General features: G+C 70.4%; 27 protein-coding genes and 1 tRNA gene. 19 read left to right on the forward strand and 9 right to left on the reverse strand.

Features of this window, described 5'->3' with window-relative positions:
* Nucleotides 1-11 precede the first annotated feature (11 nt).
* Entirely contained in the window at nucleotides 12-1,007 is a 996-nt protein-coding gene (locus MA876_RS08845) for an EamA family transporter (protein WP_248147861.1), read from the forward strand.
* A 6-nt stretch (nucleotides 1,008-1,013) separates the two neighbouring features.
* Here the strand turns inward: MA876_RS08845 and MA876_RS08850 are convergent, their stop codons facing one another.
* On the reverse strand, nucleotides 1,014-1,487 hold the full coding sequence (locus MA876_RS08850; RefSeq protein ID WP_248147863.1) for an Lrp/AsnC family transcriptional regulator: 474 nt from the start codon (nucleotides 1,485-1,487) through the stop codon (nucleotides 1,014-1,016).
* Nucleotides 1,488-1,650: 163 nt separating this feature from the next.
* Here MA876_RS08850 and pdhA point away from each other — a divergent pair, with 163 nt between their 5' ends.
* From pdhA to MA876_RS08865, 3 genes are read left to right on the forward strand one after another with little or no spacing between them, the layout of a single operon-like run.
* A complete protein-coding gene (pdhA, locus tag MA876_RS08855) occupies nucleotides 1,651-2,775 on the forward strand; it encodes a pyruvate dehydrogenase (acetyl-transferring) E1 component subunit alpha (RefSeq protein ID WP_372491504.1) in 1,125 nt (374 codons plus the stop codon).
* Between the two features lie 2 nt (nucleotides 2,776-2,777).
* On the forward strand, nucleotides 2,778-3,788 hold the full coding sequence (locus tag MA876_RS08860) for an alpha-ketoacid dehydrogenase subunit beta (RefSeq protein ID WP_248147869.1): 1,011 nt from the start codon (nucleotides 2,778-2,780) through the stop codon (nucleotides 3,786-3,788).
* Nucleotides 3,785-5,122 carry a dihydrolipoamide acetyltransferase family protein gene (locus MA876_RS08865; protein WP_248147872.1) on the forward strand — a complete coding sequence of 446 codons (1,338 nt, stop codon included), beginning with the start codon at nucleotides 3,785-3,787 and terminating at the stop codon, nucleotides 5,120-5,122. Before MA876_RS08860 ends, MA876_RS08865 begins: the two co-directional genes overlap by 4 nt.
* A 199-nt stretch (nucleotides 5,123-5,321) precedes the next feature.
* Here MA876_RS08865 and MA876_RS08870 read toward each other — a convergent pair whose 3' ends face one another.
* Nucleotides 5,322-5,918, reverse strand: coding sequence for an SACE_7040 family transcriptional regulator (locus MA876_RS08870; RefSeq protein ID WP_248147874.1), 597 nt, complete (start codon nucleotides 5,916-5,918; stop codon nucleotides 5,322-5,324).
* Nucleotides 5,919-6,023: 105 nt separating this feature from the next.
* On the opposite strand from MA876_RS08870, the gene MA876_RS08875 reads away from it, so the two are divergent.
* Genes MA876_RS08875 through MA876_RS08900 form a run of 6 tightly spaced genes read left to right on the forward strand, consistent with a single transcriptional unit; the run spans nucleotide 6,024 to nucleotide 12,298 of the window.
* Nucleotides 6,024-7,628: a carboxyl transferase domain-containing protein gene (locus MA876_RS08875; RefSeq protein WP_248147876.1), complete on the forward strand. Its 1,605-nt coding sequence runs from the start codon at nucleotides 6,024-6,026 to the stop codon at nucleotides 7,626-7,628.
* A 4-nt stretch (nucleotides 7,629-7,632) separates the two neighbouring features.
* Nucleotides 7,633-9,663: an acetyl/propionyl/methylcrotonyl-CoA carboxylase subunit alpha gene (locus MA876_RS08880; RefSeq protein WP_248147878.1), complete on the forward strand. Its 2,031-nt coding sequence runs from the start codon at nucleotides 7,633-7,635 to the stop codon at nucleotides 9,661-9,663.
* A gap of 10 nt (nucleotides 9,664-9,673) precedes the next feature.
* Complete coding sequence (locus tag MA876_RS08885) at nucleotides 9,674-10,825, forward strand: acyl-CoA dehydrogenase family protein (RefSeq protein ID WP_248147880.1); 1,152 nt, start codon at nucleotides 9,674-9,676, stop codon at nucleotides 10,823-10,825.
* A gap of 5 nt (nucleotides 10,826-10,830) precedes the next feature.
* Entirely contained in the window at nucleotides 10,831-11,310 is a 480-nt protein-coding gene (locus MA876_RS08890; RefSeq protein WP_248147882.1) for a MaoC family dehydratase, read from the forward strand.
* On the forward strand, nucleotides 11,307-12,113 hold the full coding sequence (locus MA876_RS08895; RefSeq protein WP_248147883.1) for an HpcH/HpaI aldolase/citrate lyase family protein: 807 nt from the start codon (nucleotides 11,307-11,309) through the stop codon (nucleotides 12,111-12,113). The genes MA876_RS08890 and MA876_RS08895 overlap by 4 nt, the downstream gene beginning before the upstream one ends.
* A complete protein-coding gene (locus tag MA876_RS08900) occupies nucleotides 12,110-12,298 on the forward strand; it encodes a helix-hairpin-helix domain-containing protein (RefSeq protein WP_248147885.1) in 189 nt (62 codons plus the stop codon). Before MA876_RS08895 ends, MA876_RS08900 begins: the two co-directional genes overlap by 4 nt.
* Here MA876_RS08900 and MA876_RS08905 read toward each other — a convergent pair.
* From MA876_RS08905 to MA876_RS08915, 3 genes are read right to left on the reverse strand one after another with little or no spacing between them, the layout of a single operon-like run.
* Entirely contained in the window at nucleotides 12,280-12,639 is a 360-nt protein-coding gene (locus MA876_RS08905) for an iron chaperone (RefSeq protein WP_248147887.1), read from the reverse strand. The two genes, MA876_RS08900 and MA876_RS08905, sit on opposite strands and share 19 nt — an antisense overlap.
* Before the next feature lie 4 nt (nucleotides 12,640-12,643).
* Nucleotides 12,644-13,246, reverse strand: a complete 603-nt coding sequence (locus MA876_RS08910) for a histidine phosphatase family protein (protein ID WP_248147889.1) — start codon at nucleotides 13,244-13,246, stop codon at nucleotides 12,644-12,646.
* 12 nt (nucleotides 13,247-13,258) lie between these two features.
* Complete coding sequence (locus MA876_RS08915) at nucleotides 13,259-14,095, reverse strand: Sir2 family NAD-dependent protein deacetylase (protein WP_248147891.1); 837 nt, start codon at nucleotides 14,093-14,095, stop codon at nucleotides 13,259-13,261.
* Between the two features lie 69 nt (nucleotides 14,096-14,164).
* Here MA876_RS08915 and MA876_RS08920 point away from each other — a divergent pair, with 69 nt between their 5' ends.
* Nucleotides 14,165-14,968, forward strand: coding sequence for a TrmH family RNA methyltransferase (locus MA876_RS08920; protein WP_248147893.1), 804 nt, complete (start codon nucleotides 14,165-14,167; stop codon nucleotides 14,966-14,968).
* On the opposite strand, the gene MA876_RS08925 is transcribed toward MA876_RS08920, so the two are convergent.
* Nucleotides 14,965-15,846, reverse strand: coding sequence for an SGNH/GDSL hydrolase family protein (locus MA876_RS08925; protein ID WP_248147895.1), 882 nt, complete (start codon nucleotides 15,844-15,846; stop codon nucleotides 14,965-14,967). The genes MA876_RS08920 and MA876_RS08925 overlap by 4 nt on opposite strands.
* 186 nt (nucleotides 15,847-16,032) lie before the next feature.
* On the opposite strand from MA876_RS08925, the gene MA876_RS08930 reads away from it, so the two are divergent.
* From MA876_RS08930 to MA876_RS08945, 4 genes are all read left to right on the forward strand, one after another.
* Nucleotides 16,033-17,844: a DEAD/DEAH box helicase gene (locus MA876_RS08930; RefSeq protein WP_248148025.1), complete on the forward strand. Its 1,812-nt coding sequence runs from the start codon at nucleotides 16,033-16,035 to the stop codon at nucleotides 17,842-17,844.
* A 23-nt stretch (nucleotides 17,845-17,867) separates the two neighbouring features.
* Nucleotides 17,868-18,329: an SRPBCC family protein gene (locus MA876_RS08935; RefSeq protein ID WP_248147897.1), complete on the forward strand. Its 462-nt coding sequence runs from the start codon at nucleotides 17,868-17,870 to the stop codon at nucleotides 18,327-18,329.
* 108 nt (nucleotides 18,330-18,437) lie between these two features.
* Entirely contained in the window at nucleotides 18,438-19,526 is a 1,089-nt protein-coding gene (locus MA876_RS08940) for a VIT1/CCC1 transporter family protein (RefSeq protein WP_248147899.1), read from the forward strand.
* Nucleotides 19,527-19,596: 70 nt separating this feature from the next.
* Nucleotides 19,597-19,681, forward strand: a tRNA-Leu gene (locus MA876_RS08945).
* Between the two features lie 51 nt (nucleotides 19,682-19,732).
* Here MA876_RS08945 and MA876_RS08950 read toward each other — a convergent pair.
* Nucleotides 19,733-20,335: a response regulator transcription factor gene (locus tag MA876_RS08950; protein ID WP_248147901.1), complete on the reverse strand. Its 603-nt coding sequence runs from the start codon at nucleotides 20,333-20,335 to the stop codon at nucleotides 19,733-19,735.
* Nucleotides 20,332-21,516 carry a sensor histidine kinase gene (locus MA876_RS08955; protein WP_248147903.1) on the reverse strand — a complete coding sequence of 395 codons (1,185 nt, stop codon included), beginning with the start codon at nucleotides 21,514-21,516 and terminating at the stop codon, nucleotides 20,332-20,334. Before MA876_RS08955 ends, MA876_RS08950 begins: the two co-directional genes overlap by 4 nt.
* Nucleotides 21,517-21,627: 111 nt before the next feature.
* Between MA876_RS08955 and MA876_RS08960 the strand changes: the two genes are divergently transcribed.
* The 4 genes from MA876_RS08960 (at nucleotide 21,628) to MA876_RS08975 (ending at nucleotide 24,836) form a co-directional block, all read left to right on the forward strand.
* Nucleotides 21,628-22,158 (forward strand): small multidrug efflux protein, encoded by a 531-nt coding sequence (locus MA876_RS08960; RefSeq protein ID WP_248147905.1) that lies wholly within the window; start codon nucleotides 21,628-21,630, stop codon nucleotides 22,156-22,158.
* A 36-nt stretch (nucleotides 22,159-22,194) separates the two neighbouring features.
* Nucleotides 22,195-23,496, forward strand: a complete 1,302-nt coding sequence (locus MA876_RS08965; protein WP_248147906.1) for a M20/M25/M40 family metallo-hydrolase — start codon at nucleotides 22,195-22,197, stop codon at nucleotides 23,494-23,496.
* Nucleotides 23,497-23,506: 10 nt separating this feature from the next.
* On the forward strand, nucleotides 23,507-24,331 hold the full coding sequence (locus tag MA876_RS08970) for an undecaprenyl-diphosphate phosphatase (protein WP_248147908.1): 825 nt from the start codon (nucleotides 23,507-23,509) through the stop codon (nucleotides 24,329-24,331).
* Between the two features lie 67 nt (nucleotides 24,332-24,398).
* A complete protein-coding gene (locus MA876_RS08975) occupies nucleotides 24,399-24,836 on the forward strand; it encodes a VOC family protein (RefSeq protein WP_248147910.1) in 438 nt (145 codons plus the stop codon).
* Nucleotide 24,837: 1 nt separating this feature from the next.
* On the opposite strand, the gene MA876_RS08980 is transcribed toward MA876_RS08975, so the two are convergent.
* Complete coding sequence (locus MA876_RS08980) at nucleotides 24,838-25,710, reverse strand: PAC2 family protein (RefSeq protein ID WP_248147912.1); 873 nt, start codon at nucleotides 25,708-25,710, stop codon at nucleotides 24,838-24,840.
* Nucleotides 25,711-25,781 lie beyond the last annotated feature (71 nt).

Raw genomic sequence — 25,781 nt, forward strand, 5'->3', positions numbered from 1 at the left:
CGGATGCCGCCATGACCGCCACCGCACCCATTCCCGTGCTCTCGCCGGTCGCGGCGCCCAGCCGCATGACGTCGGGGATCGTGCTGGCCGTGGCATCCGCCCTCGCGTTCTCGTCCAGCGGGCCGCTCGTGAAGCCGCTCCTCGAGGCGGGCTGGTCGCTCGGCGCGGCGCTCCTCGTGCGCATGGGGCTGTCGGGGCTCATCCTCGCTCCGGCACTGTTCCTCGCAATCCGGCGGCAGAAGCGCTTCCTGCGCCGCCACGGGGCGCTCATCGTCGGATTCGGACTCACCGCGGTCGCGGGGTGTCAGATCTTCTTCTTCTCGGCGATGCAGCGGATGCCGGTCGCGGTGGCGCTCCTCATCCAGTACCTGGCGCCCGTGCTTCTCGTGCTGTTCGCCTGGGCCCGTACCCGCCGGGCTCCGTCGAAGCTCGTCATCGCGGGGTCGCTCGTCGCGATCATCGGACTCGTGCTCGTCGTGGACATCTCCGGCGCGCAGTTCGATCTGCTCGGGACGCTCTTCGCTCTCGCCGCGGCCGTGTGCGTGGGCGCGTACTTCCTCATCGCGGAGCGGACGGGCGACGACCTGCCGCCGTTGGCGCTCGCTTCGGGCGGGCTGCTCGTCGGCACGACCCTCATGGCGCTGCTCGCCGTGATCGGGGTGTTCCCCGTCGTGGCCCCGATGGTCGACGTGACGCTCGCGGGTGCGACGGTGCCGTGGTGGATGCCGCTGCTCTGGGTCGCCGGCATCGGGACGACCGTCGGCTACGCCTTCGGCGTCATGGCGGTGCCGCGGGTCGGGTCGCGGATCGCCTCGTTCGTCGGGTTGTCGGAAGTGCTCTTCGCCCTCGGGTTCGCCTGGCTGCTGCTGGGCGAGACGCCGGCGCCGATCCAGTTCGTCGGCGGAGCGCTCATCCTCGCGGGCGTCGTGCTGGTGCGGATGGATGCCTCGTCCGCCGGCGAGCCGAAGGGGGAGGCAGCCGTCGTCCCCGTCGTGCCGGCTCCCTGACCCGACTCAGCGCTCGCGCCGCGCCAGCTCCATGAGCGGAGTGACCCGGTGGCCGATGACCTCGCCCATCACGAGCGAGGTCTCGGTGCGCTCGACGCCCTCGATCGCGAGGATGCGGGCATCCGTGTCGAAGAGGTGCTGCGTGTCGCGGCACGCGACGCGCACCAGCAGATCGACCTGACCGCTCAGGCCGTGGGCCTGCACGACCTCGGGAACGCGCTGGAGCTCGCTCGTGATGCGCGGAAGGTCTGCCTGGCGCACGATGACGTTGATGAACGCTTCGATCGGGTATCCGAGCGCAGCCGACGAGATCGCGCGCTCGTACGACAGGAAGACCCCCGACCGGTCGAGGCGGCTCATGCGCGCCTGCACGGTGTTGCGTGAGAGTCCGAGGCGATCGGCGAGCGCGACGACGGTCGCACGCGGATCGGCCGCGAGAGCTTCGAGCAGCTCGAGGTCGACGTGGTCGAGGGAACTCATAGTGCGAAACGATAGCACGCAGTTGGGACCCGAATGTACGCAACATGCTCAAGCGATCTTCGGTTGCTTGAGCTAGTTGCGATGCCGACGTATCGTCGGGCTCGTCGGCGATGCTGCCGGCGATCCGCAAAGGCCACCTCACGAGGGAGGCCCTGGAGGAGGGATGGCGACGATGCACACCTTTACCGCGACGACTGAGCCCCAGATCGACATCGACGATGTCGCCCGGCTCGTGACGCCCGACGGCGAGCGCATCGCCGATCCCGACCTCGAGCGCTGGATCGCCGACGTCGACACGGCGATGCTGCAGAGTCTGTATCGCGACATGGTGCTCGTGCGCCGCGTCGACACCGAAGGCGTCGCACTCCAGCGCCAGGGTCAGCTCGGGCTGTGGGCGCCCTGCCAGGGCCAGGAGGCCACGCAGGTCGGCACCGCGCGCGGCTTCCGCGCCGACGACTTCGTGTTCCCGAGCTACCGCGAGATCGGCGTCCAGCACGTCCGCGGCGCGAAGCCCGAGGACTTCGTCCTCGCGTGGCGCGGCGAGTCCCACTCGACCTACAACCCGTACGACATCAACACCGCGTCGCCGCAGATCATCATCGGCGCGCAGTCGCTGCACGCCGTCGGCTACGCGATGGGCATCCAGCGCGACGGCACCGACCAGGTCGCCGCCGCCTACTTCGGTGACGGCGCGTCCAGCCAGGGCGACGTCAACGAGGCGATGGTCTTCGCATCCTCGTTCCGTGCCCCCGTGATCTTCGTCTGCACGAACAACCAGTGGGCGATCTCGGAGCCCGTCACGGTGCAGGCGAAGTTCCCCATCGCCGGCCGCGCGCCCGGGTTCGGCATCCCGAGCATGCGCGTCGACGGCAACGACGTGCTCGCCTGCCTCGCCGCGATGCGCTGGGCGGCCGACATCGCCCGTCGCGGCGGCGGGCCCGCCTTCATCGAGGCGGTGACGTACCGCATGGGTCCGCACACGACGTCGGACGACCCCACGCGCTACCGCGACAAGGAAGAGGTCGAGCGCTGGCGCCACCGCGACCCGATCGCCCGTGTCGAGGCGCTCCTTCGCAAGATGGATGCCTTCGACGACGCGTTCGCGGCGCAGGTCGGCGCCGATGCCGACGCGCTGGGCGCCGAGGTGCGGGCCGCGGCGCTGGGCGCCGTGACCCGGCCCGCGATCGAGGTCTTCGACGACGTCTACGCCGAGCCGCACACGGGCCTGACGGAACAGCGTGCCTGGTACGGCTCCTACCTCGACGGCTTCGACACCGAGGCGGCCTGATCATGACGAAGCTGACGATGGCGAAGTCCATCAACGAGGCCCTGCGCCGCGGCATGGCCGACGACCCGAAGGTGCTCATCATGGGTGAGGACATCGGCAAGCTCGGGGGCGTCTTCCGCGTCACCGACGGGCTGCAGACCGAGTTCGGCGCGCAGCGGGTCATCGACACCCCGCTCGCCGAGGCGGGGATCATGGGCACGGCGGTGGGTCTCGCGTTCCGCGGCTACCGCCCCGTCGTCGAGATCCAGTTCGACGGGTTCGTGTACCCCGCGTTCGATCAGATCGTCTGCCAGGTCGCGAAGCTCCACTACCGCACGCGCGGCAACGTCAAGATGCCGATCACGATCCGCATCCCGTGGGCGGGCGGGGTCGGTGCGGCCGAGCACCACTCCGAGTCTCCGGAGGCCTACTTCGTGCACACGTCCGGCCTGCGGGTCGTCGCGGTCTCCAACCCGCAGGATGCCTACGTCATGCTGCGTCAGGCGATCGCCTCGGACGACCCGGTGGTCTACTTCGAACCGAAGCGGCTCTACCACTCGAAGGGCGAGGTGGACCTCGACGCCGACCTGGCCGACGCGCCGCCCATGGGCGTCGCCCGCGTCGCCCGCGAGGGCAGCGACGTCACGATCCTCACCTACGGTGCGCAGGTGCCGGTGGCGATGGATGCCGCGACCGCCGCAGAAGACGACGGCGTCTCGATCGAGGTCATCGACCTGCGCTCGATCTCGCCCGTCGACTACCGCACGGTGACGGCGTCGGTCCGCAAGACCGGTCGCGTCGTCGTGACGCACGAGGCCGCCCGCGAGGCCGGCGTCGGCGCGGAGCTCATCGCGAGCGTCACGGAGCGCTGCTTCAACCACCTCGAAGCTGCACCCGCCCGCGTCACGGGGCACGACATCCCGTATCCGCCTGCGAAGCTCGAGAAGCACCATGTGCCCGACCTCGACCGCATCCTCGACGCCGTCGACCGCGTGCTGGATCGCCCCAACTCGATGTCGGGGGTGTCCCTGTGACCGTCGACTTCCGGCTCCCCGACCTCGGCGAGGGTCTTCCCGAGGCCGAGCTCGTGCAGTGGCTCGTCGCCGAGGGCGACACCGTCGCGCTCAACCAGACCATCGCCGAGGTCGAGACGGCCAAGGCCGTCGTCGAGCTCCCGTCGCCGCATGCGGGGATCATCCGCACGCTGCACGCCGCAGCGGGCGACGTGGTCGAGGTCGGCTCGGTGCTCATCTCGTACGACCTCGAGGGTGGGGATGAGCCCGCGCCTGCGCCGGAGGAAGAAGCCAAGGCGGAGCCGAACCTCGTGGGCTATGGCGCGGCGCCCACGTCGAGCAAGCGCCCCGCGCGGCGCGCCCGCGCGACCGGGGGAGCGGCCACGGACACCGCCGTGCTGGAGTCCGAGGTCCTGCAGGCCGCGCCGCACGATGCGACGCCGACTCCCGATGTCGTCGAGCGGCCGCTGGAGCGTCCGCGTTCGACGCCCCCTGTGCGGGCTCTCGCGAAGCAGCTCGGCGTAGATCTGGTGCTGGTCGAAGCATCCGGAGCTTCCGGCATCATCACGCGCGCCGACGTCGAGGCGTACGCCGAGCGCGTCGGCGTCGCGGAGCCCGCGCCTGTCCTTCCCGCCGTGCGGCGCGACTCGGAGGAGCGCACGACGCGCACGCCCATCCGCGGAGTGCGCAAGCACACGGCCGCCGCGATGGTCCAGAGCGCCTTCACCGCACCGCACGTCACGACCTTCCTCACGATCGACGTCACCCCGGCGATGGAGCTCGTCGCATCGCTCAAGGCGGACCGCGCGCTGGCAGACCACCGCATCGGCATCATGGCCATTGCGGCGAAGGCGGTGTGCCTCGCGCTCGGCCGTCACCCGAGCCTCAACTCGCGATGGGACGACGAAGCCGGCGAGATCGTCGAGCACCACTACGTCAACCTCGGGATCGCGGCCGCCACGGGTCGCGGGCTCGTCGTGCCGAACATCCGCGACGCGCAGGAGCTCGCACTGGCAGAGCTCGCCGACGCGATCCGGACGCTCGCCGAGACGGCCCGCGCGGGCAAGACGGCGCCGGCCGACATGATGGGCGGCACGTTCTCGATCACCAACGTGGGCGTGTTCGGAGTGGATGCCGGTACCCCGATCCTCAATCCAGGTGAGGCGGGCATCCTCGCGCTCGGCGCCGTGCGGCGTCAGCCGTGGGAGCACCGGGGCGAGATCGCGCTGCGCGACGTCATGACCCTCGCCCTGTCGTTCGATCACCGCCTCGTGGACGGCGAGCAGGGCGCGAAGTTCATGGTCGAGGTCGCGGACGTCCTGCGCGAGCCCGGTCGCGCGATGCTGCTGCGGTAGGGGGCGGGTGCTCCGTCCGACATGCGCGATGAGCCCGCGCGCGCCCGTCGGTGTTCGAATCGACGTCACGACGGTCGGAGAATGTCACTCAGGTCGGCGCGAACACGACCGAATTCTCCGACATGGATGACATTCTCCGACCGTGGGGGTGGCGCGGGCGCGTCGCGATCGGTCTGCGCCGAATCGCGGACCGCGCTGTTCAGGAGAGCAGGGCCGTGCGCGCCATCGATTCGAGGATGCCGCGCACGGCCGCCTCGCGAGGGGCGTCCTTGAGCCCTCGCACACTGTGCGGTGTGGAATTGATGAGGCCGAAGCACGCGTGCGCCCGCACGCGCAGTTCGGCGGGCGAGCTGTCGGGCAGGAGCTCCTGCAGTACGCCGACCCACACCTCGACGTACTCGCGCTGGAGCCGCCGCACGGCATGGCGATCATCGTCGGACAGGCTCTCGAGGTCGCGATCCTGCACGCGGATGACGTCGGCGTCGGTCAGGGCGAAGTCGACGTGGAAGCGCACGAGCCCGTCGAGTCGCGTATAGGCGTCGGCGTGAGTGTCGATGACATCCCGTCCACCCGCGAGCAGCCGCTCACTGACCCCGACGAGGATCGCCCCGAGCATCGCCTGCTTGTTCGCGAAGTGGCGGTAGACAGCCGGCCCGGTCACGCCGACGGCCGCGCCGAGCTCTTCGAGGCTCACACTCGTGAACCCGCGCTCGGCGAAGAGTCGGGCAGCCTCATGGAGGAGCGCCGCATGGCGATCGGCCTTGGCCTGGTCGCGGTGCGTCGGACGGGTTGTCATTTCAGTTAATCCTCGCTAACCTGGTGACTCAGTTAGTGAACACTAACCATTCCGACCATGCGCCGACAAGGCGCGTGATCCGATCGTGACGTCGACGGGGATGACATGAGCGCACTGGCGACCGCAGTCGTGCAGGACGACGCATTCGAGCGCACGCGCAGAGCGCAAGCGGAGCTCGCGGCGGATCTGCGCGAGCGATTGGCCGAGGCATCCCTCGGCGGCCCCGAAGCGTCTCGAGAACGGCACATCGCCCGCGGCAAGCTGCTGCCTCGCGACCGCGTCACGCGGCTGCTGGACGAGGGGAGCCCCTTCGTCGAGGTCGCGCCGCTCGCGGCGAACGGCCTGTACGGCGGGGAAGCGCCCGCCGCCGGAGTCATCGCGGGCGTCGGTCTCGTCCACGGGCGCCACGTGATGGTCGTGTGCAACGACGCGACGGTCAAGGGCGGCACGTACTTCCCGATGACGGTGAAGAAGCATCTGCGGGCGCAGGAGATCGCGCTCGAGAACCGCCTGCCGTGCATCTACCTCGTCGATTCCGGCGGCGCGTTCCTGCCGAAGCAGGACGAGGTCTTCCCCGATCGCGACCACTTCGGGCGCATCTTCTTCAACCAGGCGCGGCTGTCGTCGGAGGGCATCCCGCAGATCGCCGCTGTGCTGGGCTCGTGCACGGCGGGCGGGGCGTACGTCCCCGCGATGAGCGACGAGACCGTGATCGTCCGCGGCCAGGGGACGATCTTCCTCGGCGGGCCTCCGCTCGTGAAGGCTGCGATCGGCGAGGTCGTGACGGCTGAGGAGCTCGGTGGCGGCGAACTGCACGCGACACGGTCGGGCGTGGTGGATCACCTGGCCGAGGACGACGAGCATGCCCTCGAGATCGTGCGCGACATCGTCGCGACGCTGCCGCCCCCGCTCGCGCCGGCGTGGGATGTCATCGCGTCCGTCCCCCCGGCGGTCCGCGCCGACGACCTGTACGGAGTCGTGCCCGTCGACGTCAACCAGCCCTACGACGTGCGCGAAGTCATCGCGCGCCTCGTCGACGCGAGCGAGTTCCATGAGTTCAAGCGTGCGTACGGCGACTCGCTGGTGACCGGATTCGCGCGACTGCACGGGCATCCGATCGGCATCGTCGCCAACAACGGGGTCCTGTTCAGCGAGGGGGCGCAGAAGGGCGCGCACTTCATCGAACTGTGCGATCAGCGCGGCATCCCGCTGCTGTTCCTGCAGAACATCTCGGGATTCATGGTCGGCAAGGATGCCGAGGCCGGCGGCATCGCGAAGGACGGCGCCAAGATGGTGACCGCCGTCGCGACGACCCGCGTTCCCAAGTTCACCGTCGTGATCGGCGGCTCCTTCGGTGCCGGGAACTACGCGATGTGCGGGCGGGCGTACTCGCCGCGGTTCCTGTGGACCTGGCCGGGGTCGCGCATCTCGGTCATGGGCGGCCCGCAGGCGGCATCCGTCCTCTCCACCGTCAAGCGCGACCAGATCGAAGCGCGCGGCGAGGAGTGGTCGCACGACGACCAGGCCGAGTTCGAGGCTCCCATCCGCGCGCAGTACGAGGAGCAGGGCAACCCGTACTACGCGACGGCCCGCCTGTGGGACGACGGCGTGATCGACCCCGCCGACACCCGCGACCTGCTGGGGCTCGCGCTCGACGTCGTCTCGCGCACGCCCCTCCCCGACACGCGCTTCGGCGTCTTCCGGATGTGACTCCATGACCGATCAGCTCTTCGACACCGTCCTCGTCGCCAACCGCGGCGAGATCGCGCGCCGCGTCATCCGCACGCTGCGCGCGCTCGGCATCCGCTCGGTCGCTGTGTACAGCGATGCGGACGCCGGAGCACCCCACGTGCGCGAAGCGGACGTCGCGGTGCGGATCGGTCCGGCGGCGGCATCCGCGTCGTACCTCGACATCGACGCCGTTCTCGCCGCGGCGGTCGAGACCGGTGCGCAGGCCGTGCACCCCGGGTACGGCTTCCTGTCCGAGAACGTCGCGTTCGCCCGCGCGTGCGACGAGGCGGGGATCGTCTTCATCGGACCGGGGGAGCGCGCGCTCGAGGTCATGGGCGACAAGATCCGCTCGAAGGCGCACGTCGAGGCGCATGATGTTCCGACGGTGCCCGGCTTCAGCGCGGACCGCATGACGGATGCCGAGATCGCGCGCGCAGCGGATGCCACGGGCTATCCGCTGCTCATCAAGCCCTCGGCGGGCGGCGGCGGGAAGGGCATGCAGGTCGTGCGATCGGCGGAGGACCTGCCCGACGCCCTCGCGACGGCGCGTCGCGTCGCGTCGAGCGCGTTCGGCGACGACACCCTGCTGCTCGAACGGCTCATCGAGCGCCCGCGACACATCGAGGTGCAGGTGCTCGCCGACGCGCACGGCCGCGTCATCCATCTCGGCGAGCGCGAGTGCACGCTCCAGCGTCGGCACCAGAAGGTCGTCGAGGAGGCGCCGTCGCCGGTGGTGGATGCCGCGACCCGCGCGCGTCTGGGAGCCGCCGCCTGCGCGGCCGCGGCATCCGTCGACTATCGCGGCGCGGGGACGGTCGAGTTCCTCGTCGCCGGCGACCGGCCGGACGAGTTCTTCTTCATCGAGATGAACACGCGGCTGCAGGTCGAGCACCCCGTGACCGAGCTCGTGACGGGCATCGATCTCGTCGAGCAGCAGCTGCGCGTCGCGGCGGGGCTCCCGCTCGAGATCTCGCAGGACGACGTGCGACTCGTCGGTCACGCGATCGAGGCGCGCGTGTACGCCGAAAGCCCCGAGCGCGGGTTCCTGCCCGCAACGGGTGAGGTGTTCGCATGGGTGCCGTCCGGTGACGCGCGGACGGATGCCGCGGTCGAGACCGGTTCGGTCGTAACGGCCGACTACGACCCGATGATCGCGAAGGTCATCGCGTTCGGCGCCGACCGCTCCGAGGCGCTGGCGCGACTGGATGCCGCTCTCGCCGATACGGTGCTCCTGGGGGTGGAGTCGAACATCGCCTTCCTGCGGTCGCTGATCGCGGATCCCGCGGTGGTCGCGGGCGATCTCGACACGGGCCTGATCGACCGCCTGCCCCCGTTCGCGGCCCCGGTGCCGAGTGACGCAGCGCTGCGCGCCGCCGCGCTGCGCGCCGCCGCGCTGCCCGCGAGAACTCAACCGCTCGACGAGAACACTCGTGACGACGTGGTCCTCGTCGAGCAGATGGGTTCTCACGGTCGATTTGTGTCGCCGCTGTGGGCGCGCGGGAGCGGTTGGCGGGCCGGGGCGGAGTCTGTCCGGGGCGCGGGGTCGGTGCTGCTGGCGACGGGCGAGGTCGTGACGCTGCCGCGAGCCGTCGCGACCGGCCGTCCGGATCCGGCGGAGGCGGCGACACGAGACGGCTCGGTGAGCCGTGCGGATGCACCCTTCGCCGTCGACGCCGAGGGGTGGCTCTGGATCCACGTCGACGGAGCAACGACGCGCCTCCAGCCCCTCTCGCGCCGCGCGGCGATGGAACACCGCCTTGCGGCGCGGGATGCCGCATCCATCGCCGCCGCGCCCGAACTGCGCGCTCCCATGCCCGGTGCCGTCGTGGCGGTGCACGTCGCCGACGGCGCATCCGTCGTGGCGGGAACGCGCATCGTAACGATCGAGGCGATGAAGATGGAGCACCCCGTCACCGCCCCCCACGACGGCGTCGTGCGGCTGGACGTCGCCGTTGGCGCGCAGGTGCGCCGCGACCAGATTCTCGCGCACGTGACGGCCCACGAAGCCGGATAGGAGAAGAACGATGGACCACGCGAATCTCACCGACGACGAACTCGAACTCGCACGCCTGGTGCGCGACTTCGCCGACGAGGTCGTCGCGCCGCAGGCGTACGAAGCCGATCGCACCAAGACGTTGTCGATGGACGTCGTCGCGCAGATGGGTGAGCTGGGCCTCTTCGGCCTGCCTTTCCCCGAGGAGTACGGCGGGCAGGGCGGCGACTACTTCGCGCTGTGCCTCGCGATCGAAGCGCTCGGGCGCGTCGACCAGTCCATCGCGATCACGCTCGAGGCGGGCGTCTCGCTCGGTGCGATGCCGGTCTTCCGCTTCGGCACCGAGGAGCAGAAGCAGCAGCTCCTGCCGGATCTGCTCGCCGGGAAGGCGCTCGCGAGCTTCGGGCTGACCGAGCCGGAGGCGGGGTCGGATGCCGGAGCCACCCGTACGACGGCGAAGCTCGACGGAGGGGAGTGGGTCGTCAGCGGCGCGAAGCAGTTCATCACGAACTCGGGTACGCCCATCACGCGCTTCGTGACCGTCACGGCCGTCACGGGCGAGAAGGACGGCCGCAAGGAGATCTCGACGATCGTCGTCCCTCACGGCACGCCGGGCTTCACGGTCGAGCCCGCGTACGACAAGGTCGGCTGGCATGCCTCCGACACGCATCCGCTCACCTTCGTCGATGCCCGCGTGCCCGAAGGCAACCTCCTCGGCGACCGCGGGCGCGGGTTCGCGAACTTCCTGCACATCCTCGACGAGGGGCGGATCGCGATCGCGGCGCTGTCCACCGGCGCGGCGGAAGGGTGCCTCGAGGCGGCGATCGACTACTCCAGGAAGCGCACGGTCTTCGGCGAGGCCCTCTCGACCCGCCAGAGCATCCAGTTCATGATCGCGCGCATGCAGCTGCGCGTGCACAACGCACGTCTCGCCTGGCACCACGCGGCGCGACTTCGGGACGCGGGCAAGCCGTTCAAGACCGAAGCGGCGATCGCGAAGCTCACGGCGAGCGATGCGGCGATGGACAACGCGCGGGATGCGACGCAGATCTTCGGAGGCAACGGATTCATGAACGAGTACCCCGTCGCGCGGCACTACCGCGACTCCAAGATCCTCGAGATCGGCGAGGGCACAAACGAAGTGCAGCTCCTCGTGATCGCCCGCGCGCTCGGAGTAGCGTAGAACCCGTGGCGGACATCCTGCAGCGGGGACTCTACTTCGAGGAGTGCGAGGTCGGTGCCCGGTACCTCCACCGCCCCGGGCGCACCGCCACCGAGGCCGACAACGTGCTGTTCTCGTCTCTCACGATGAACACGCAGGCGCTCCATCTGGACGCCGCGTTCTCGGAGCAGCAGCCCTTCGGGCAGCGCCTCATGAATTCGATGTGGACGCTCTCGACGATGGTCGGGGCATCCGTCTCGCAGATCACGCAGGGCACCCTCGTCGCGCAGCTCGGTATGAGCGACGTCGCCTTCCCCGCGCCGCTGTTCCACGGCGACACGCTCTACGTCGAGACGGAGTTCACCGACAAGCGCCTCTCGAGCTCACGTCCCGGTCAGGGGATCGTGACCATGACGCACACGGGCCGCAATCAGCGGGGCGAGGTCGTCGCGACCGCGACGCGCGTCGCGCTGATGTGGTGCCGTCCGACCGAAGGAGAGTCGTGAGCACGTTCGACCTCGGCCCGGCCCTGCTGTTCTGCCCCGCCGATCGCCCGGAGCGGTACGCGAAGGCGGCGGAGAGGGCGGATGCCGTCATCCTCGACCTCGAGGACGCTGTTTCCGCCGATGCCAAGGCGGCGGCCCGCGGCCACCTCATCGAGTCCGAGCTCGATCCCGATCGCGTGATCGTCCGGGTCAACCCTCCCGAGAGCGAGGAGTTCGCCTCCGACCTCGCGACGCTGTCCCAGACCGACTACCGGCGCATCATGGTGGCGAAGTCCGAGTCCCCGAAAAGGCTCGCCAAGATCGACGCACGATTCGAGATCGTCGCGCTGTGCGAGACCGCGAAGGGTGTCGCGCAGGCCGACAAGATCGCAGCGCTCGACAACGTCGTGGCCCTCATGTGGGGCGCCGAGGACCTCGTGGCCTCGCTCGGCGGAACCTCGAGCCGCAAGCCCAACGGGCGCTATCGCGATATCGCGCGCTACGCCCGCGCGCGCGTGCTGCTCGCCGCGGGCGCGCGCGGCAAGGGCGCGATCGACGCCGTGCACCTCGACATCGCCGACACGAAGCGGCTGCTGATCGAGGCGACCGATGCCGCGGCATCCGGATTCGCGGCGACCGCCTGCATCCACCCCAGCCAGGTCGAGATCATCCGCGATGCGTATCGTCCCGACGACGCCGATCTCGCGTGGGCACGCGCCGTGCTCGCCGTCGCCGAGACCGAGCGCGGCGTCTTCGCGTTCGAGGGGCGCATGGTCGATGAGCCTGTGCTGCGCCACGCGCGGGCGCTGATCTCGCGCGGATGAGCGATCTGACGCCGCGGATCGGCAAGGTCGCGACGCGCGAGCTCGCGGCCCACGGCATCACGACGTACGACGCCGTGGCGCAGCGCTCGCAGCGCGAGCTGCTCGCCATCCATGGGGTCGGGGCGAAGGCCGTGCGCATCCTGCGCGAAGAGCTCGCCGAGCGCGGTCAGTCGCTCGCGGATTGACGCTGCGAGACGATCGCGGCCGTCACCCGGCCGATGAGGACGTACGGGATCGGCTTCGAGTGCGGGAACACGACCGAGTCCTTCTCGGAGCGATAGGGCGCGATCTCGGCCTCGAGCGGCCCGTCGAACGTCGGCACCGGGTAGAGGCCGATGTGCTTCTTCCAGCCCGCGAAGTGCAGGGCGTAGCGTCCGCCGAGCATGACGGCCGGCATCCCGTAGCGGATCCGCTCTTCGGGATCGGGGACCTCGGCCTCGATGATCGATCGGATGCGTCGCAGTCGCTCGGCGACCTCGGGCGGCTGCGCCGCGATGTACTCGTCGATCGTCTCAGGCGCTGCCATGCCCTCAGACTAGGGCGCTGCCGGCGTACGTGTGCATGCTGAGCCGCTCGCGTTCGACGACGAACCGGAAGCTCGCGCCGTTGGCGAGGCGCTCGCCCGCGGGTGGCAGAGCACCCGCGGTCGCATGGCGGATCACCTCGCGGATGAGTGCGCCGTGCGTGACGACGATGACGGATGCCGCCGGTGTCGCGCTGCGTCGCACATCGCGCACGACGCGGCGCATGCCGCCGATCGCCCGCGTGCGCAGGCCTGCCCAGGGCTCGGCGTTCGGGACCTCGGCGGAGTGCCAATCGCCCCACCGCGCGTGGAACTCCTCGGTTCCGAGGCCCTCGGCGTCACCGTACGCACGTTCGCGGAGTTCGGGATACGCGGTGCCGAGCGGCACGCCGAGCTGCTCGGCGATGATCTCCGCGGTCTCACGGGCGCGGGACAGGTCGCTCGACACCACGACGGGAGCAGCATCGCCGAGCTCGTCCCGAAGCGCCGCCGCGGCATCGCGAGCCTGGCCGCGACCGGTGTCGTTCAGCGGGATGTCGGTCGACCCCTGGATGCGGCGGTCGCGGTTCCAGTCGGTCTCGCCGTGGCGCACGAGGAAGAGGGTCGTCACCCCTCCAGCCTCTCAGATCTGGGGGAGGGCGGACGCCAGTGCCTCGAGCACCTCGCTCGTTCCGGCGTCGATCTTGACGGTCGCGCGTGCGTCGGCGCGGGTCGCGCCGCGGTTCACGATCACGATCGGCAGGCGGCGCCGACGCGCGCGTTCGAGCAGCCGGATGCCGCTGTTGACGACGAGCGACGACCCGGCGATGACCAGGGCATCGCTCGTGCGCACGAGCTGCTCGGCCTCGCGGAACTTCTCCGCCGGGATGAACTCGCCGAAGAAGACGACATCGGGCTTGAGCATGCCGCCGCACACACTGCAGTCGGGCACGATGAAGCCGTCGGTGCTCTCGGGCAGCACGTCGCCGTCGGGACCCAGGGCGACGTTCTCGGGCACCGTGATCCAGGGATTGTCGGCTTCGACGCGCAGCGCGAGGTCTCGGCGATCGAACACCTGGCCGCAGTGGGTGCAGAAGATCCTGCGCATCGTGCCGTGCAGTTCGACGACGCGGCGCGAGCCGGCGCGCACGTGCAGGCCGTCGACGTTCTGGGTGACGATCCCGGTCGAGAGCCCGCGCTCTTCGAGTCGTGCGAGGGCGAGGTGGCCGCGGTTGGGCTCGGCGGCGGCGAAGGCCTGCCAGCCGAGATGGCTGCCCACCCAGTAGCGCCGGCGCGCGGCGTCGCTCGCAAGGTACTGCTCGACGGTCATCGGGGTGCGGACGGGGGCGCCCTTGCCGCGGTAGTCGGGGATGCCGGAGTCGGTCGAGACCCCCGCGCCGGTCAGAACGGCGATGCGGCGTCCCGAAAGGGCGTCGACGGCTGCGGCCACGGCATCCTGAACGATCATCGTCACCGGCATCCACCCCCTCCGTCTCCGAGTCTAGGGTCGCCCGGATTTCGTGCGTGTTGCGCGTGCGATAGTGGGGGAGTGATCCCCGTGCGCATCGAATCGGCGGACGACGCGCGGCTCGTCGACTACCGCGATCTCACGGACGTCTCGCTGCGCCGCGTACTCGAGCCGGAGGGCGGCCTCTACATCGCCGAATCCTCGAAGGTGATCGCGCGGGCGATCGCAGCGGGGCATCGCCCGCGTTCGGTCCTCGTGCAGGAGAAGTGGGTTCCGGATTCTGCGGCCCTCCTCGAGGGCCACCCCGACGTGCCGCTGTACGTCGTGTCCGCCGAGGTCGCTGAGGGCCTCACGGGCTATGCCGTGCACCGGGGCGCCCTCGCCGCGATGCACCGGCCCGCAGACCGGCCACTCGCCGAGGTCGTCGCGGACGCGCGGCTCGTCGTCGTGCTCGAGGACCTCGTGGATCACACGAACGTCGGAGCGATCTTCCGCGCCGCCGCCGGACTCGGCGCGGATGCCGTGCTCATTTCGCCGCGCTGCGCGGATCCGCTCTACCGCCGGAGCGTCCGGGTCTCGATGGGCACGGTGTTCCAGGTGCCGTGGACGCGCATTCCCGAGTGGCGCATCGCCGGCCCGCAGCTGCACGAGCTCGGCTTCCACCTCGCGGCGCTCGCCCTCGCCGAGAACGCGGTCGCGCTGGACGCCTTCGCGGCATCGCGCCCCGACCGGGTCGCGCTGCTCCTCGGCGCGGAGGGCGACGGCCTGAGCCGTCGCGCTCTCGCGGTCGCCGACACGGTCGTGACGATCCCCATGTCGGGCGGCGTGGACTCGCTCAACGTCGCCGCGGCCAGCGCCGTCGCGCTCTGGGAGCTGCGGACCTAGACCCGCCCGGCCGGCGGGGTCGAAGCATCCGGACCTGTGCTCTTGCCGTGGCCGGGACCCGGAGCCAGGGTCACGATGGGCAGCGCTTCGGGCCTCTTCGCCGTGATGTGATCGCCCGACGACTGGTGGCGCACGCGGCGCAGGACCCACGGCACGAGGTACTCCCGCGCCCACACGAGGTCGACGGCGCGCGCTTCGCGCCACGTGCGGTTCGGGATGGGATCGGGCTGCATGGGCTGCAGGTCGTTGGGCACGTTGAGCGACCGCAGCACCATGCGGGCGATCTCGTGGTGCCCGAGCGCGTTGTAGTGCAGGCGGTCGTCGTCGAAGAAGCGCATGTCCTGCACCTCTTTGAGCGCCCACTGGTCGGCGACGATGCAGTCGTACTTGTCGGCGATCGCGCGGATGTTCTCGTTGTAGATCGCGACTTTGCCGCGGATGCCGCGGAACACCGGTGTGAAGTTCGTGTCGATCCCCGTGAAGACGACCACGGTGGCGCCGTTGCTCGACAGCCGAACGACGGCGTCCTCGAACTGCTGCGCGACGGCGTCGGGGTCGCTGCCCGGCCGGATGACATCGTTTCCACCGGCCGAGAAGGTGACGAGGTCGGGCTTGAGCGCGAGCGCCGGCTCGATCTGATCCGCGACGATCTGGCCGATGAGCTTTCCGCGCACGGCGAGGTTCGCGTACGCGAAATCGTCGACGCTCTCGCCGAGCACCTCCGCGACGCGGTCGGCCCAGCCGCGGTGGTCGGAGGCCGAGCCCGGAACGGGGTCACCGATGCCCTCGGTGAACGAGTCGCCGATCGCGACGTAGCGTCGCCACGGGTGCGCGCCGCTGTTGGCGATGTAGGGACTGCGATTGTCGTGGGTGCTCATCGGGCCTTCCTCGGTTCGTGACCACTTTCGAGGGTAGCGCCGGGGTCGCCGTGACGTCGTCGGCATCGCCTACAGTGGAGACTCGCTGTGCCGGGAGGGGGACGCGTGGACGAATCGACGACGGCCGAACCCGACCTCGCCGATGACACCGCCGTCCCCACCGAAGGCGGCGCGACCGAAGCCCACATCGGCAGCTTCGCGGCCGAGCACCTGTCGCCGTCGTATCCGCAGCGCGCGCCGTGGGGCACCGCTCAGCGCCTGCGTGCGTGGCAGGCCGAGGCCCTCGACCTGTACTTCGGCCTCGACGGGCCGGACGGACCGGGCGGTGGGCCGCGCGACTTCCTCGCGGCGGCGACGCCGGGCGCCGGCAAGACGACCTTCGCCCTGCGCCTGGCGAGCGAGCTCATGCGCCGCGGCATCGTCGAGCGCATCGTCGTCGTCGCCCCGACGGAGCACCTGAAGACCCAGTGGGCGGATGCCGCGGCCCGCGTGTCGATCCGGCTCGATCCCGGGTTCAGCAACCGCCACGGCCTGCCGTCGCGACAGTTCCACGGTGTGGCCGTGACCTACGCGCAGGTCGCGGTCAAGGCATCCGTCCACGAACGCCTCATGCACGATCGCCGGACCCTGGTGATCCTCGACGAAGTGCACCACGGCGGTGATGCACTGAGCTGGGGCGACGCGCTCCGCGAGGCCTACGCGCGCGCGACGCGGCGTCTGCTCCTGAGCGGCACGCCGTTCCGCAGCGACACGGCGCCGATCCCGTTCGTCGAGTACCACCCCGATGCCAAGGGCATCCGCATCTCGAGGACCGACTACAACTACGGCTACCGTCGCGCGCTCGAGGACGGCGTCGTGCGACCCGTCATCTTCCTCGTCTACGCGGGGCAGATGCGCTGGCGCACGAAGACCGGCGACGAGATGGAGGCCCAGCTCGGGCAGGACAACACGAAGGACATCACGGCGCAGGCGTGGCGCACGGCGCTCGACCCCGAGGGCGACTGGATCCCCGCCGTGCTGACGTCTGCGGACCGCCGTCTGAGCGAAGTGCGGGAGCAGGTTCCGGATGCCGGGGGCCTCGTGATCGCGACGGATCAGACCGCCGCGCGCGCCTACGCCGAGATCCTGACGCGCATCACGGGCGAGCAGACGACGGTCGTACTGTCTGACGAGGAGGGCGCATCGGCGCGCATCGAGCAGTTCTCGTCGTCGACATCGCGATGGATGGTCGCCGTCCGCATGGTGTCCGAGGGCGTCGACGTCCCGCGTCTCGCGGTCGGCGTCTATGCGACGAGCGCGTCGACACCGCTCTTCTTCGCCCAGGCGATCGGCCGCTTCGTGCGGGCGCGGCGTCGGGGTGAGACCGCGAGCGTCTTCCTGCCGAACGTGCCGCAGCTGCTGGCGCTCGCGAACGCGATGGAGGTCGAGCGCGACCACGCGCTCGACCGCGACGGCGAGGGCGACGATGAATGGGCGCTCGACGACGACCTGCTCGCCCAGGCGGAGCAGGGTGACACGACCTCCGACGACCTCGCGTACGAGTTCACGTATCAGGCTCTGGGCTCCCTCGCCCATTTCGACCGCGTGCTCTACGACGGAAAGGAGTTCGGCCAGCTCGCCGTCCCGGGCACCCCCGAAGAGGAGGAGTTCCTCGGGCTCCCGGGCCTCCTCGAGCCCGAGCACGTGCACGAACTGCTCATGCAGCGCCAGTCGCGTCAGGGTCGCCATCGCAAAGCCCGCGAGGCGCGCGAGGCGGCGAGCGGCGAGTCGACGGATGCCGCGACCGCCGCGCCGCCGCAGGCCCTGCATCGCAATCTCAAGGAGCAGCGGCAGCTGTTGAACAGCCTGGTCGGGCTCTACGCCCGCCAATCCGGTGAGCCGCACGGCGCCGTGCACGCCGAACTGCGCCGCGTGTGCGGGGGGCCCGCCGTCGCGCAGGCCACCGTCGCGCAGCTGCAGGCCAGGATCGACGTCCTCCGGAATCGCGTGAGGTCGTAGTCTCGGGTTCGTAGACTCACGCCATGGCCGCCGCGTACTCGTTCGTCTCGCGTTGGCGCGTGGGCGCGAGCGCGGACCGCTGCTGGAGCGAGATCGAGCGGATGCTCGCGCCCGGCGCCGGGCCCTCGTGGTGGCGGGGCGTGACGCTCGTCGAGACGCCGTCGGCGCTCGAAGCGGGGGAGCGGATGACCCTCGCGGTGCGCAGTCCGCTCGGCTATCGCCTGCGCGTGCGCCTCGCGATCGTCGATGTCGTCCCCGGGGTGCGCATCGTGGCGGCGAGCGACGGAGACCTGCGCGGTGCGGGGAGCATCGAGGTCGTGCCCGGCGGGGCGGATGCGGCATCCATCGTCTTCCACTGGGATGTCGCCACCGAGCGCCCGTGGATGAACCGGACCGCTTTCGTGCTGCGCCCGGTCTTCGAGCGAGCGCACGCCTCGGTCATGCGGGCGGGGGAGCGGGGGCTCGCCCGCGCGCTGGGAGGCTGAGGTTCGGATCCCCGAAATGCTGTCAATCCGCGGATTCACGCGGGTTTGCCTGTCGCCCCTGGCTAGCGTTGACGCGTCCCCCTTTCCACCGGCCGTCGGAGGCATCGATTGAGCGCGCCCGCAGCACCCACCGCCCGCGACCGCAAGCGCTGGGCGCAGTACCTCGTCAACGAGCGAGCCGAGGCCGAGGTCTACCGCTCGCTCGCCGCGCGCCGCGACGGTGAGGAGCGCGAGATCCTGCTCGAGCTCGCCGAGGCGGAAGGACGCCACGAGGCGCACTGGCTCGGGTTGCTCGGTGGCGAGCCGGCGCGTCTTCCGCGGGCCGACGCGGGCACGGTCGTCCTCGGGTGGATGGCGAAGCGCTTCGGCTCGATCTTCGTCCTCGCGCTGGCGCAGAACGCCGAAGCGCGTTCTCCGTACGAGACCGACCCGTTCGCGACCCCGACGATGGCTGCCGACGAGAAGATCCATCACGAGGTCGTGCGGGGCCTCGCTGCGCGCGGTCGTCGTCGTCTGTCGGGCACTTTCCGTGCTGCCGTGTTCGGGGCGAACGACGGGCTCGTCTCGAACCTCGCGCTCGTGCTCGGCATCGGCGCGACGGGCGTCGGCGGCCCGTTCGTCCTGTTCAGCGGTCTGGCGGGACTGCTCGCCGGTGCACTGTCGATGGGCGCGGGGGAGTTCGTCTCGGTGCGGTCGCAGCGCGAGCTGCTGGATGCCACCGAACCGAGCAACTTCGCCGACGACGCGCTGCCCGACCTCGACCTCGACGCGAACGAACTCGCCCTCGTATACCGCACGCGCGGCATGTCGGCCGTGGATGCCCTCGAACGCGCGCGGGCGGTCGTCTCGGCCGCGCAGAAGGCCGACCGCAGCGTGCCGTATCAGCGTGAGGTCGAGGCGGCCGACGATCACGAGGTCGTCGGGGGTGCATGGGGAGCGGCACTGTCGAGCTTCCTGTTCTTCGCATCGGGCGCGATCATCCCCGTGCTGCCGTGGCTGTTCGGGATGTCGGGGCTGCCCGCCGTGCTGCTCGCGCTCCTGCTCGTCGGGATCGCCCTGATGTCCACGGGCGCGGCTGTCGGCCTGCTGTCGGGCGGTCCGCCCCTCAAACGCGCGCTGCGTCAGCTCGCGATCGGCTTCGGCGCCGCCGCGATCACCTACGCGCTGGGGCTGCTGTTCGGCGTCTCGGTCGGCTAGCGCCGCCGATTCTTCGATGGGGCGTGAGTCTGGTAATGTCATTCCTCGGTTGCAAAACCGAAACCACCTTGCGCGGGTGGCGGAATAGGTAGACGCGCTAGCTTGAGGTGCTAGTGCCCGTATAGGGCGTGGGGGTTCAAGTCCCCCCTCGCGCACAAAAGAAAAAGCCCCCGTCAGGGGGCTTTTTCTTTTGTCTGGACCGTTGCTCAGATCCAGCCGCGCTCCTCGGCCAGGAGCACCGCTTGCTGGCGTGTGCCGACCTGGAGCTTGCCGAGGATGGCCGAGACGTGGTTGCGCACCGTGCCCGGCGCGAGCGACAGCGCTCGCGCGATCTGACCCGTCGTCTCACCCCGGCGCCCCGCGCGCAGCACGTCGAGCTCGCGATCGGTGAGCGGACACCGCTCATCGCTCAAGGCGTCCGCCGCGACCTCCGGGTCGACGTAGCGTCCGCCTGCGGCGACGCGGCGGATGACCTCGGCCACCTCGTCGGCTCCGCGCGACTTGGGAAGGAAGCCCGCCACTCCCGAAGCGAGCGCGCGACGCAGCACACCCGGCCGCGCGTGCCGCGTCACGACGATGCAGCGCGACGACACCTTCTTGCGGACCGCGGCAGCGACCTCGACGCCGTCGAGCCCGGGCATCTCGAGGTCGAGCAGGCAGACGTCCGGCCGCAGCTCGATCGCGCGCGCGAGCGCCTCGGTGCCGTCGGCGCATTCCGCGATGACGTCGATGTCCGGTTCGAGTCGCAACAGCGCGGCGAGCGCCGAGCGGATCATCGCCTCGTCGTCGGCGAGCAGCACGCGGATCATCGTCCGACCTCGGCATCCGGCATGCTCGACACGATCGAGAACGCCTGGCGTTCCTCTCTCACCTCGACGGTCCCACCGGCTTCTCCGACGCGACGGCGGATGCCGTCGATGCCCGAGCCGCCGCCGCCGTCGTCCGCCACGTCGCCGGGGTCGTTGGTGATCTCGTACCGCCACACACCCGCGCGGCGCGTCAGCGAGAGTCGCGCCCAGCGTCCACCGCCATGGCGCAGGACGTTGGTCGTCGTCTCACGGATCACAGGCGCCAGGACGGCCGCCGGGGCATCCTCCGTGCCCGCGTCGACCGTCGCATCCGCCTCGATCCCCGCGGCTCGGAGCAGGTCGACGGCGTTGGCGATCTCATCGGTCAGCGGCACCTCGCGATAGCGGGTGGCGAGGTCGCGCGTGCCCTGCCGAGCCTCGTCGACGCTGCGCCGCGCCGCGCGGAGCTGGTCGAGCGACGCCGCGGGATCGGCGGCGGCGAGGCGCTCGGCGAGCTCGAGTTGCAGGGCGATGACCTGCAGATGATGCCCCTGCAGGTCGTGGACGTCGGTCGCGACCCGGAGCCGCTCCTGTGTCGCGGCGAGCCGCGCTTCGGATGCCCGCGCGCGGTCGATCGTCGCCAGGACGTCCCACCACCACAGCGACGCGACCGAGAGTGCGGGGAGCACGACCGAGTAGAAGCCGAAGAGCCACCATCCCGAATCCTGCGCGGGACTCAGCCGGCTCGTGTCGATGAACCAGAGCGCGCCCAGCAGCACCGTCACGGCGATCGTGAGGCGCAGGCGCACCCCCGACGGCCAGTTCACGAGGACGAGCGCCTGCGCGAAGGGGAGCGCGGCCATCACCCACGTGCCCGAGAGAAGACCCGCGACGACCCCGAATGCCACCGAGACGGCGAGCGGAGCGATCAGCCGGCCGGCGCGCGCCCAGGGGGCGGCCTCCGTGCGCTGACGGTAGTCGAGCAGGAGCATGACCGTCGCGGCCGCCCAGACGAGGCCCGAGGCGCCGACGGTCACGGCCACGCCGATGTCCGCGCCGCGCTCGGCGAGGGCTCCCGTCCAGATGAGCACGAGGAAGACCTCGAGGAAGATGACTGTCGAGACGGTGTACCACCAGGTCGCCGTGACTCCCCGAGCCAGGCGCAGACGCACGGCGGCGTCGGCGCGGGGCGACCTCGTCATGCGACCACCCTACGGGCGTGACAGTTGTCATGCCTGCGTCGTGCAGAAGCCATGGATATCGGTGACAGCCCCACACTTACCGGACTTCACGCCCGCCGCTGGAATGGAGGCATGAACATCATCGAAGGCTTCCAGGACCTCGTCGCTCAGGTGCCCGAGTGGCTCCAGCCGGTCATCGTCGCCTTGGCGGGCGCCGTGCCGTTCGTCGAGGGCGAAGGAGCCGCGACGATCGGCATCCTCGGCGGCATCCCGCCCGTCGTGGCCGTCATCGCGGCGATCGTCGGCAACTTCGCGTGCGTCGCGGTGCTCGTGCTGCTCGGTGCAGGTGCTCGTCGGGCCGTCGTGACGCGGTCGCGGCAGAAGCGTCTCGTCGCCGCCGATGCCACCGGCGCCGACGTCCCCGCGTTCTCCGAGGACGAGACCCCGCGTCAGGCGAAGTTCCAGAAGGCGTTCGAGCGCTACGGCGTGCCCGGTGTGAGCCTGCTCGGACCGCTGCTCCTGCCGACCCAGTTCACCGCCGTCATGCTCGCCGCGGCCGGGGTCGGTCGTGGGCGCATCCTGGTGTGGCAGGGGCTCGCGATCGTCCTGTGGACGACGGCCATCGCGCTCATCGTCACGGGCGTCATCTCGGTCGCATCCTGACCGAGGGCGTGAGCTCGGGCGGGTAGGTTAGTCGGCATGCCCACGACCGATTCCGACCTGCCCGAGGTCGTCCTGGTAGCGCGGGACCTCATCCGCTTCGACACGACGAATTACGGCGGCGGGCGCTCCAAAGGCGAGCGCGCGGCAGCCGAGTACGTCGGCGCGTACCTCGAGGACCTCGGTCTGACGCCCCAGTTCTACGAGCCGATCGAGAACCGCACGAACGTCATGGCGCGCGTCGAGGGCCGCGACTCCTCGAAGCCCGCGCTCGTCGTCCACGGGCACCTCGATGTCGTCCCCGCCATCGCCGAGGACTGGAGCGTCGACCCCTTCGCGGGCGAGATCAAGGACGGCATGCTGTGGGGCCGTGGTGCGGTCGACATGAAGAACATGGATGCCATGATCCTCACGTCCGTCGCCGGCATCCTCCGCGGCGGCGCTCAGCCCGAGCGCGACCTCATCCTCACGTTCTTCGCCGACGAGGAGAACGGCGGTGTGGAGGGCTCGGCGCTCGTCGTCGAGGACCGCCCCGAGTGGTTCGCGGGGGCGACCGAGGCGATCAGCGAAGTCGGCGGATACTCCGTCGCCGTGGGCGACAGCCGCGCCTACCTGCTGCAGGTCGGCGAGAAGGCGCTGATCTGGATGAAGCTCACTGCGCGCGGCCGCGCGGCGCACGGTTCGAGCTTCCACCACGACAACGCCGTCACGCGGCTCTCCGAGGCCGTCGCGGCGCTCGGCCGCACGCGGTGGCCGGTCCGCCTCACGGCGACGACGCAGGCGACTGTCGACGGTCTCGCCGCCATAACGGGAGGCGATGCCGGCGACCCCGACGCCCTCGCGGCGGCGGCGGGCCCGGCATCCGGATTCCTCCGCTCGTCGCTGCGCACGACGACCAACCCGACGGGTCTCACGGCGGGCTACAAGCACAACGTCATCCCCGACCGCGCCGAGGCGCTCGTCGACGTGCGCGTGCTGCCCGGCACCGAAGAGGCGGCTCTCGCCGACATCCAGCGCATCGTCGGCGACGACGTCGAGGTCGAGATCGTCCATCAGGACATCGGGCTCGAGGTGCCGTTCTCGGGCGATCTCGTCGATGCGATGGTCGCGGCGCTCGGGCGGCACGACCCGGGTATCCCCGTCATCCCGTACCTCCTCGGCGGCGGCACCGACAACAAGGCGCTCGCATCGCTGGGGATCGCGGGCTACGGCTTCGCGCCGCTGCGCCTGCCCGCCGACCTCGACTTCACCGGCATGTTCCACGGCGTCGACGAGCGCGTGCCTCTGGACGCGCTCGTCTTCGGCGAGCAGGTGCTCGCCGACCTCCTCCGCACGTACTGAAGGATTCCGCATGCACTTCCTCGAGGCGATCTTCCTCGGCTTCATCCAGGGCCTGACCGAGTTCCTGCCCATCTCGTCGAGTGCCCACCTGCGCATCGTGGGAGCGTTCCTGCCCTCGGCCGAGGACCCCGGGGCCGCCTTCACCGCGATCACTCAGATCGGCACCGAGGCGGCCGTCGTCGTGTTCTTCTGGCGCGACATCGTGCGCATCATCGGCAACTGGTTCAAGGCGCTGTTCGGCAGGATCCCGCGCAACGATCCCGACGCGAAGATGGGCTGGTTCATCATCCTCGGGAGCATCCCGATCGTCGTGCTCGGACTCCTCTTCCAGGATCAGATCGAGACGACCTTCCGCTCGCTCTGGCTCGTCGCGGGCATGCTCATCTTTTTCGGCGTCCTGCTGGGCATCGCCGACCACGTCGGCGCCAAGAAGCGCAAGCTCGACGAACTCACGATCGGCAGTGCGAGCATCTTCGGCGGCGCGCAGGCGCTCGCCCTCATCCCGGGCGTCTCGCGCTCGGGCGGCACGATCACCGCGGGGCTGTTCATGGGCTTCGAACGTGCCGCCGCGGCGCGGTACGCGTTCCTCCTCGCGATCCCGGCCGTCTTCGGCAGCGGCTTCTACCAGCTCTTCAAGAGCTGGGACGAGCCCGGCGTCTTCACGCTCGGCGAGACCGCCGCCGCGACGGGCGTCGCATTCGTCGTCGCCCTCGGAGTGATCGCGTTCTTCATGAGCTGGATCTCGAAGCACAGCTTCCTGCCGTTCGTGGTCTACCGCGTCGCTCTGGGGTCGCTGGTCCTGGTCCTCCTCTCTACCGGAGTCCTCCAGCCCTGATCGTTGGAAGCGGTCTCGTTCGGCGAGGATCGAAGACACGGGCGTGCTGCAGCCGTAGCATCCTCACATGCCCATCCACCTCGAGAACGTCGGCATCGCGGTACGGGACCTCGACGAGACGGTCGCGTTCTTCACGGATCTCGGTCTCACCGTCGTCGGCACCGACGAGGTCAGCGGCGAATGGGCATCGACCGCCGTCGGTCTCGACGGCAACCACGCGAAGATCGCGGTGCTGCAGACGCCCGACGGGCAGGGGCAGCTCGAGCTGTTCGAGTACATCCACCCCGACGCGATCGAGACCGAGCCGACCCTGCCGAACGAGATCGGCATGCACCGTGTCGCGTTCTCGGTCGACGACATCGACGCGTCGCTCGCCGTCGCCGCGAAGCACGGATGCTATCCGCTGCGAGGCGTCGCGAACTATCAGGACGTCTACAAGCTGACGTACCTGCGCGGGCCCAGCGGCATCCTCGTGATGCTCGCGCAGGATCTGACGAAGGGCTGACTCAGCGTCGGGGCTCGTCGCGTCCGGGCTTGCTCGGACCATCGCCGCTGCCGCCGCCTCGGCGCAGGAACCGCTCGAACTCCTCGGCGATCGCGTCGCCCGACGCCTCGGGGGAGTCCCATGTGTCGCGCGTGCGCTCGAGCTGGTGGATGTACTCCGTCATCTCCTCGTCGTCCGCCGCGGCGGCGTCGATGGATGCCTCCCATGCCGCAGCCTGCGATGACAGGTCGCCCTGGGGGATGACGGCTCCCGTGATCTCCTGCAGGCGCTCCAGGAGCGCGAGCGTGGCCTTGGGGGACGGCGTGTGGCCCGCGACGTAGTGCGGCACGCTCGCCCACAGGCTCGCCGAGGCGATGCCACCGGCGTCGGCGGCGACGCCGAGCACGCTCAGGATGCCGACGGGGCCCTCGTACGTGCTGCGTTCGAGTCCGAGCTCGGAGCGCAGCAGGTCGCTGTCGCTGCCGGCGAAGATCGAGATCGGCCGGGTGTGGGGGACGTCCGACATCATCGAGCCGAGCGAGACGAGCCCCGTCACGTCCTCACGCAGGGCGAGGTCGATGAACTCGGCGGCGAACGCCTGCCACGCCCGCGCGGGTTCGACGCCCGTGAGGAGCCAGAGCTCGGTGCCTTCCCCCGGCTCGGTCAGACGGAGCAGCGTCGCCTCGGGCCAGCGGAGCGACCTGCGCCCCTCGCTGTCGGCCTCGACCTGGGGCCGGGTGTACTGGTAATCGAAGTACAGCTCGGGGTCGACCGAGAAGACGGGCTCGTAGTCGCCGTTCTCGCGGAGGTGCGCGATGGCGGATGACGCGGCTTCGCCGGCGTCGTTCCAGCCGTCGAACGCCGCGACGATGACCTTGCGACCCAGTCCGTCCAAGAGACCCCCTCCGCCCGCCGTGTGCGGGATCCATCCAGCCTCCGCGTCACCGCGGGATCCATCCAGCCTCC

Origin of the sequence: Microbacterium aoyamense, assembly GCF_023155855.1 — a bacterium.
Lineage (GTDB): Bacteria > Actinomycetota > Actinomycetes > Actinomycetales > Microbacteriaceae > Microbacterium > Microbacterium aoyamense.

Coding starts and splice junctions, on each gene's coding strand:
- MA876_RS08870 (WP_248147874.1), bottom strand. CDS start 5,918: ATGACAACCCGTCCGACGCACCGCGACCAGGCCAAGGCCGATCGCCAT.
- MA876_RS08950 (WP_248147901.1), bottom strand. CDS start 20,335: ATGATCCGCGTGCTGCTCGCCGACGACGAGGCGATGATCCGCTCGGCG.
- MA876_RS08900 (WP_248147885.1), top strand. CDS start 12,110: ATGAGCGATCTGACGCCGCGGATCGGCAAGGTCGCGACGCGCGAGCTC.
- MA876_RS08970 (WP_248147908.1), top strand. CDS start 23,507: ATGCACTTCCTCGAGGCGATCTTCCTCGGCTTCATCCAGGGCCTGACC.
- MA876_RS08935 (WP_248147897.1), top strand. CDS start 17,868: ATGGCCGCCGCGTACTCGTTCGTCTCGCGTTGGCGCGTGGGCGCGAGC.
- MA876_RS08845 (WP_248147861.1), top strand. CDS start 12: ATGACCGCCACCGCACCCATTCCCGTGCTCTCGCCGGTCGCGGCGCCC.
- MA876_RS08965 (WP_248147906.1), top strand. CDS start 22,195: ATGCCCACGACCGATTCCGACCTGCCCGAGGTCGTCCTGGTAGCGCGG.
- MA876_RS08905 (WP_248147887.1), bottom strand. CDS start 12,639: ATGGCAGCGCCTGAGACGATCGACGAGTACATCGCGGCGCAGCCGCCC.
- MA876_RS08915 (WP_248147891.1), bottom strand. CDS start 14,095: ATGCCGGTGACGATGATCGTTCAGGATGCCGTGGCCGCAGCCGTCGAC.
- MA876_RS08850 (WP_248147863.1), bottom strand. CDS start 1,487: ATGAGTTCCCTCGACCACGTCGACCTCGAGCTGCTCGAAGCTCTCGCG.
- MA876_RS08880 (WP_248147878.1), top strand. CDS start 7,633: ATGACCGATCAGCTCTTCGACACCGTCCTCGTCGCCAACCGCGGCGAG.
- pdhA (WP_372491504.1), top strand. CDS start 1,651: ATGGCGACGATGCACACCTTTACCGCGACGACTGAGCCCCAGATCGAC.
- MA876_RS08875 (WP_248147876.1), top strand. CDS start 6,024: ATGAGCGCACTGGCGACCGCAGTCGTGCAGGACGACGCATTCGAGCGC.
- MA876_RS08975 (WP_248147910.1), top strand. CDS start 24,399: ATGCCCATCCACCTCGAGAACGTCGGCATCGCGGTACGGGACCTCGAC.
- MA876_RS08925 (WP_248147895.1), bottom strand. CDS start 15,846: ATGAGCACCCACGACAATCGCAGTCCCTACATCGCCAACAGCGGCGCG.
- MA876_RS08860 (WP_248147869.1), top strand. CDS start 2,778: ATGACGAAGCTGACGATGGCGAAGTCCATCAACGAGGCCCTGCGCCGC.
- MA876_RS08960 (WP_248147905.1), top strand. CDS start 21,628: ATGAACATCATCGAAGGCTTCCAGGACCTCGTCGCTCAGGTGCCCGAG.
- MA876_RS08955 (WP_248147903.1), bottom strand. CDS start 21,516: ATGACGAGGTCGCCCCGCGCCGACGCCGCCGTGCGTCTGCGCCTGGCT.
- MA876_RS08885 (WP_248147880.1), top strand. CDS start 9,674: ATGGACCACGCGAATCTCACCGACGACGAACTCGAACTCGCACGCCTG.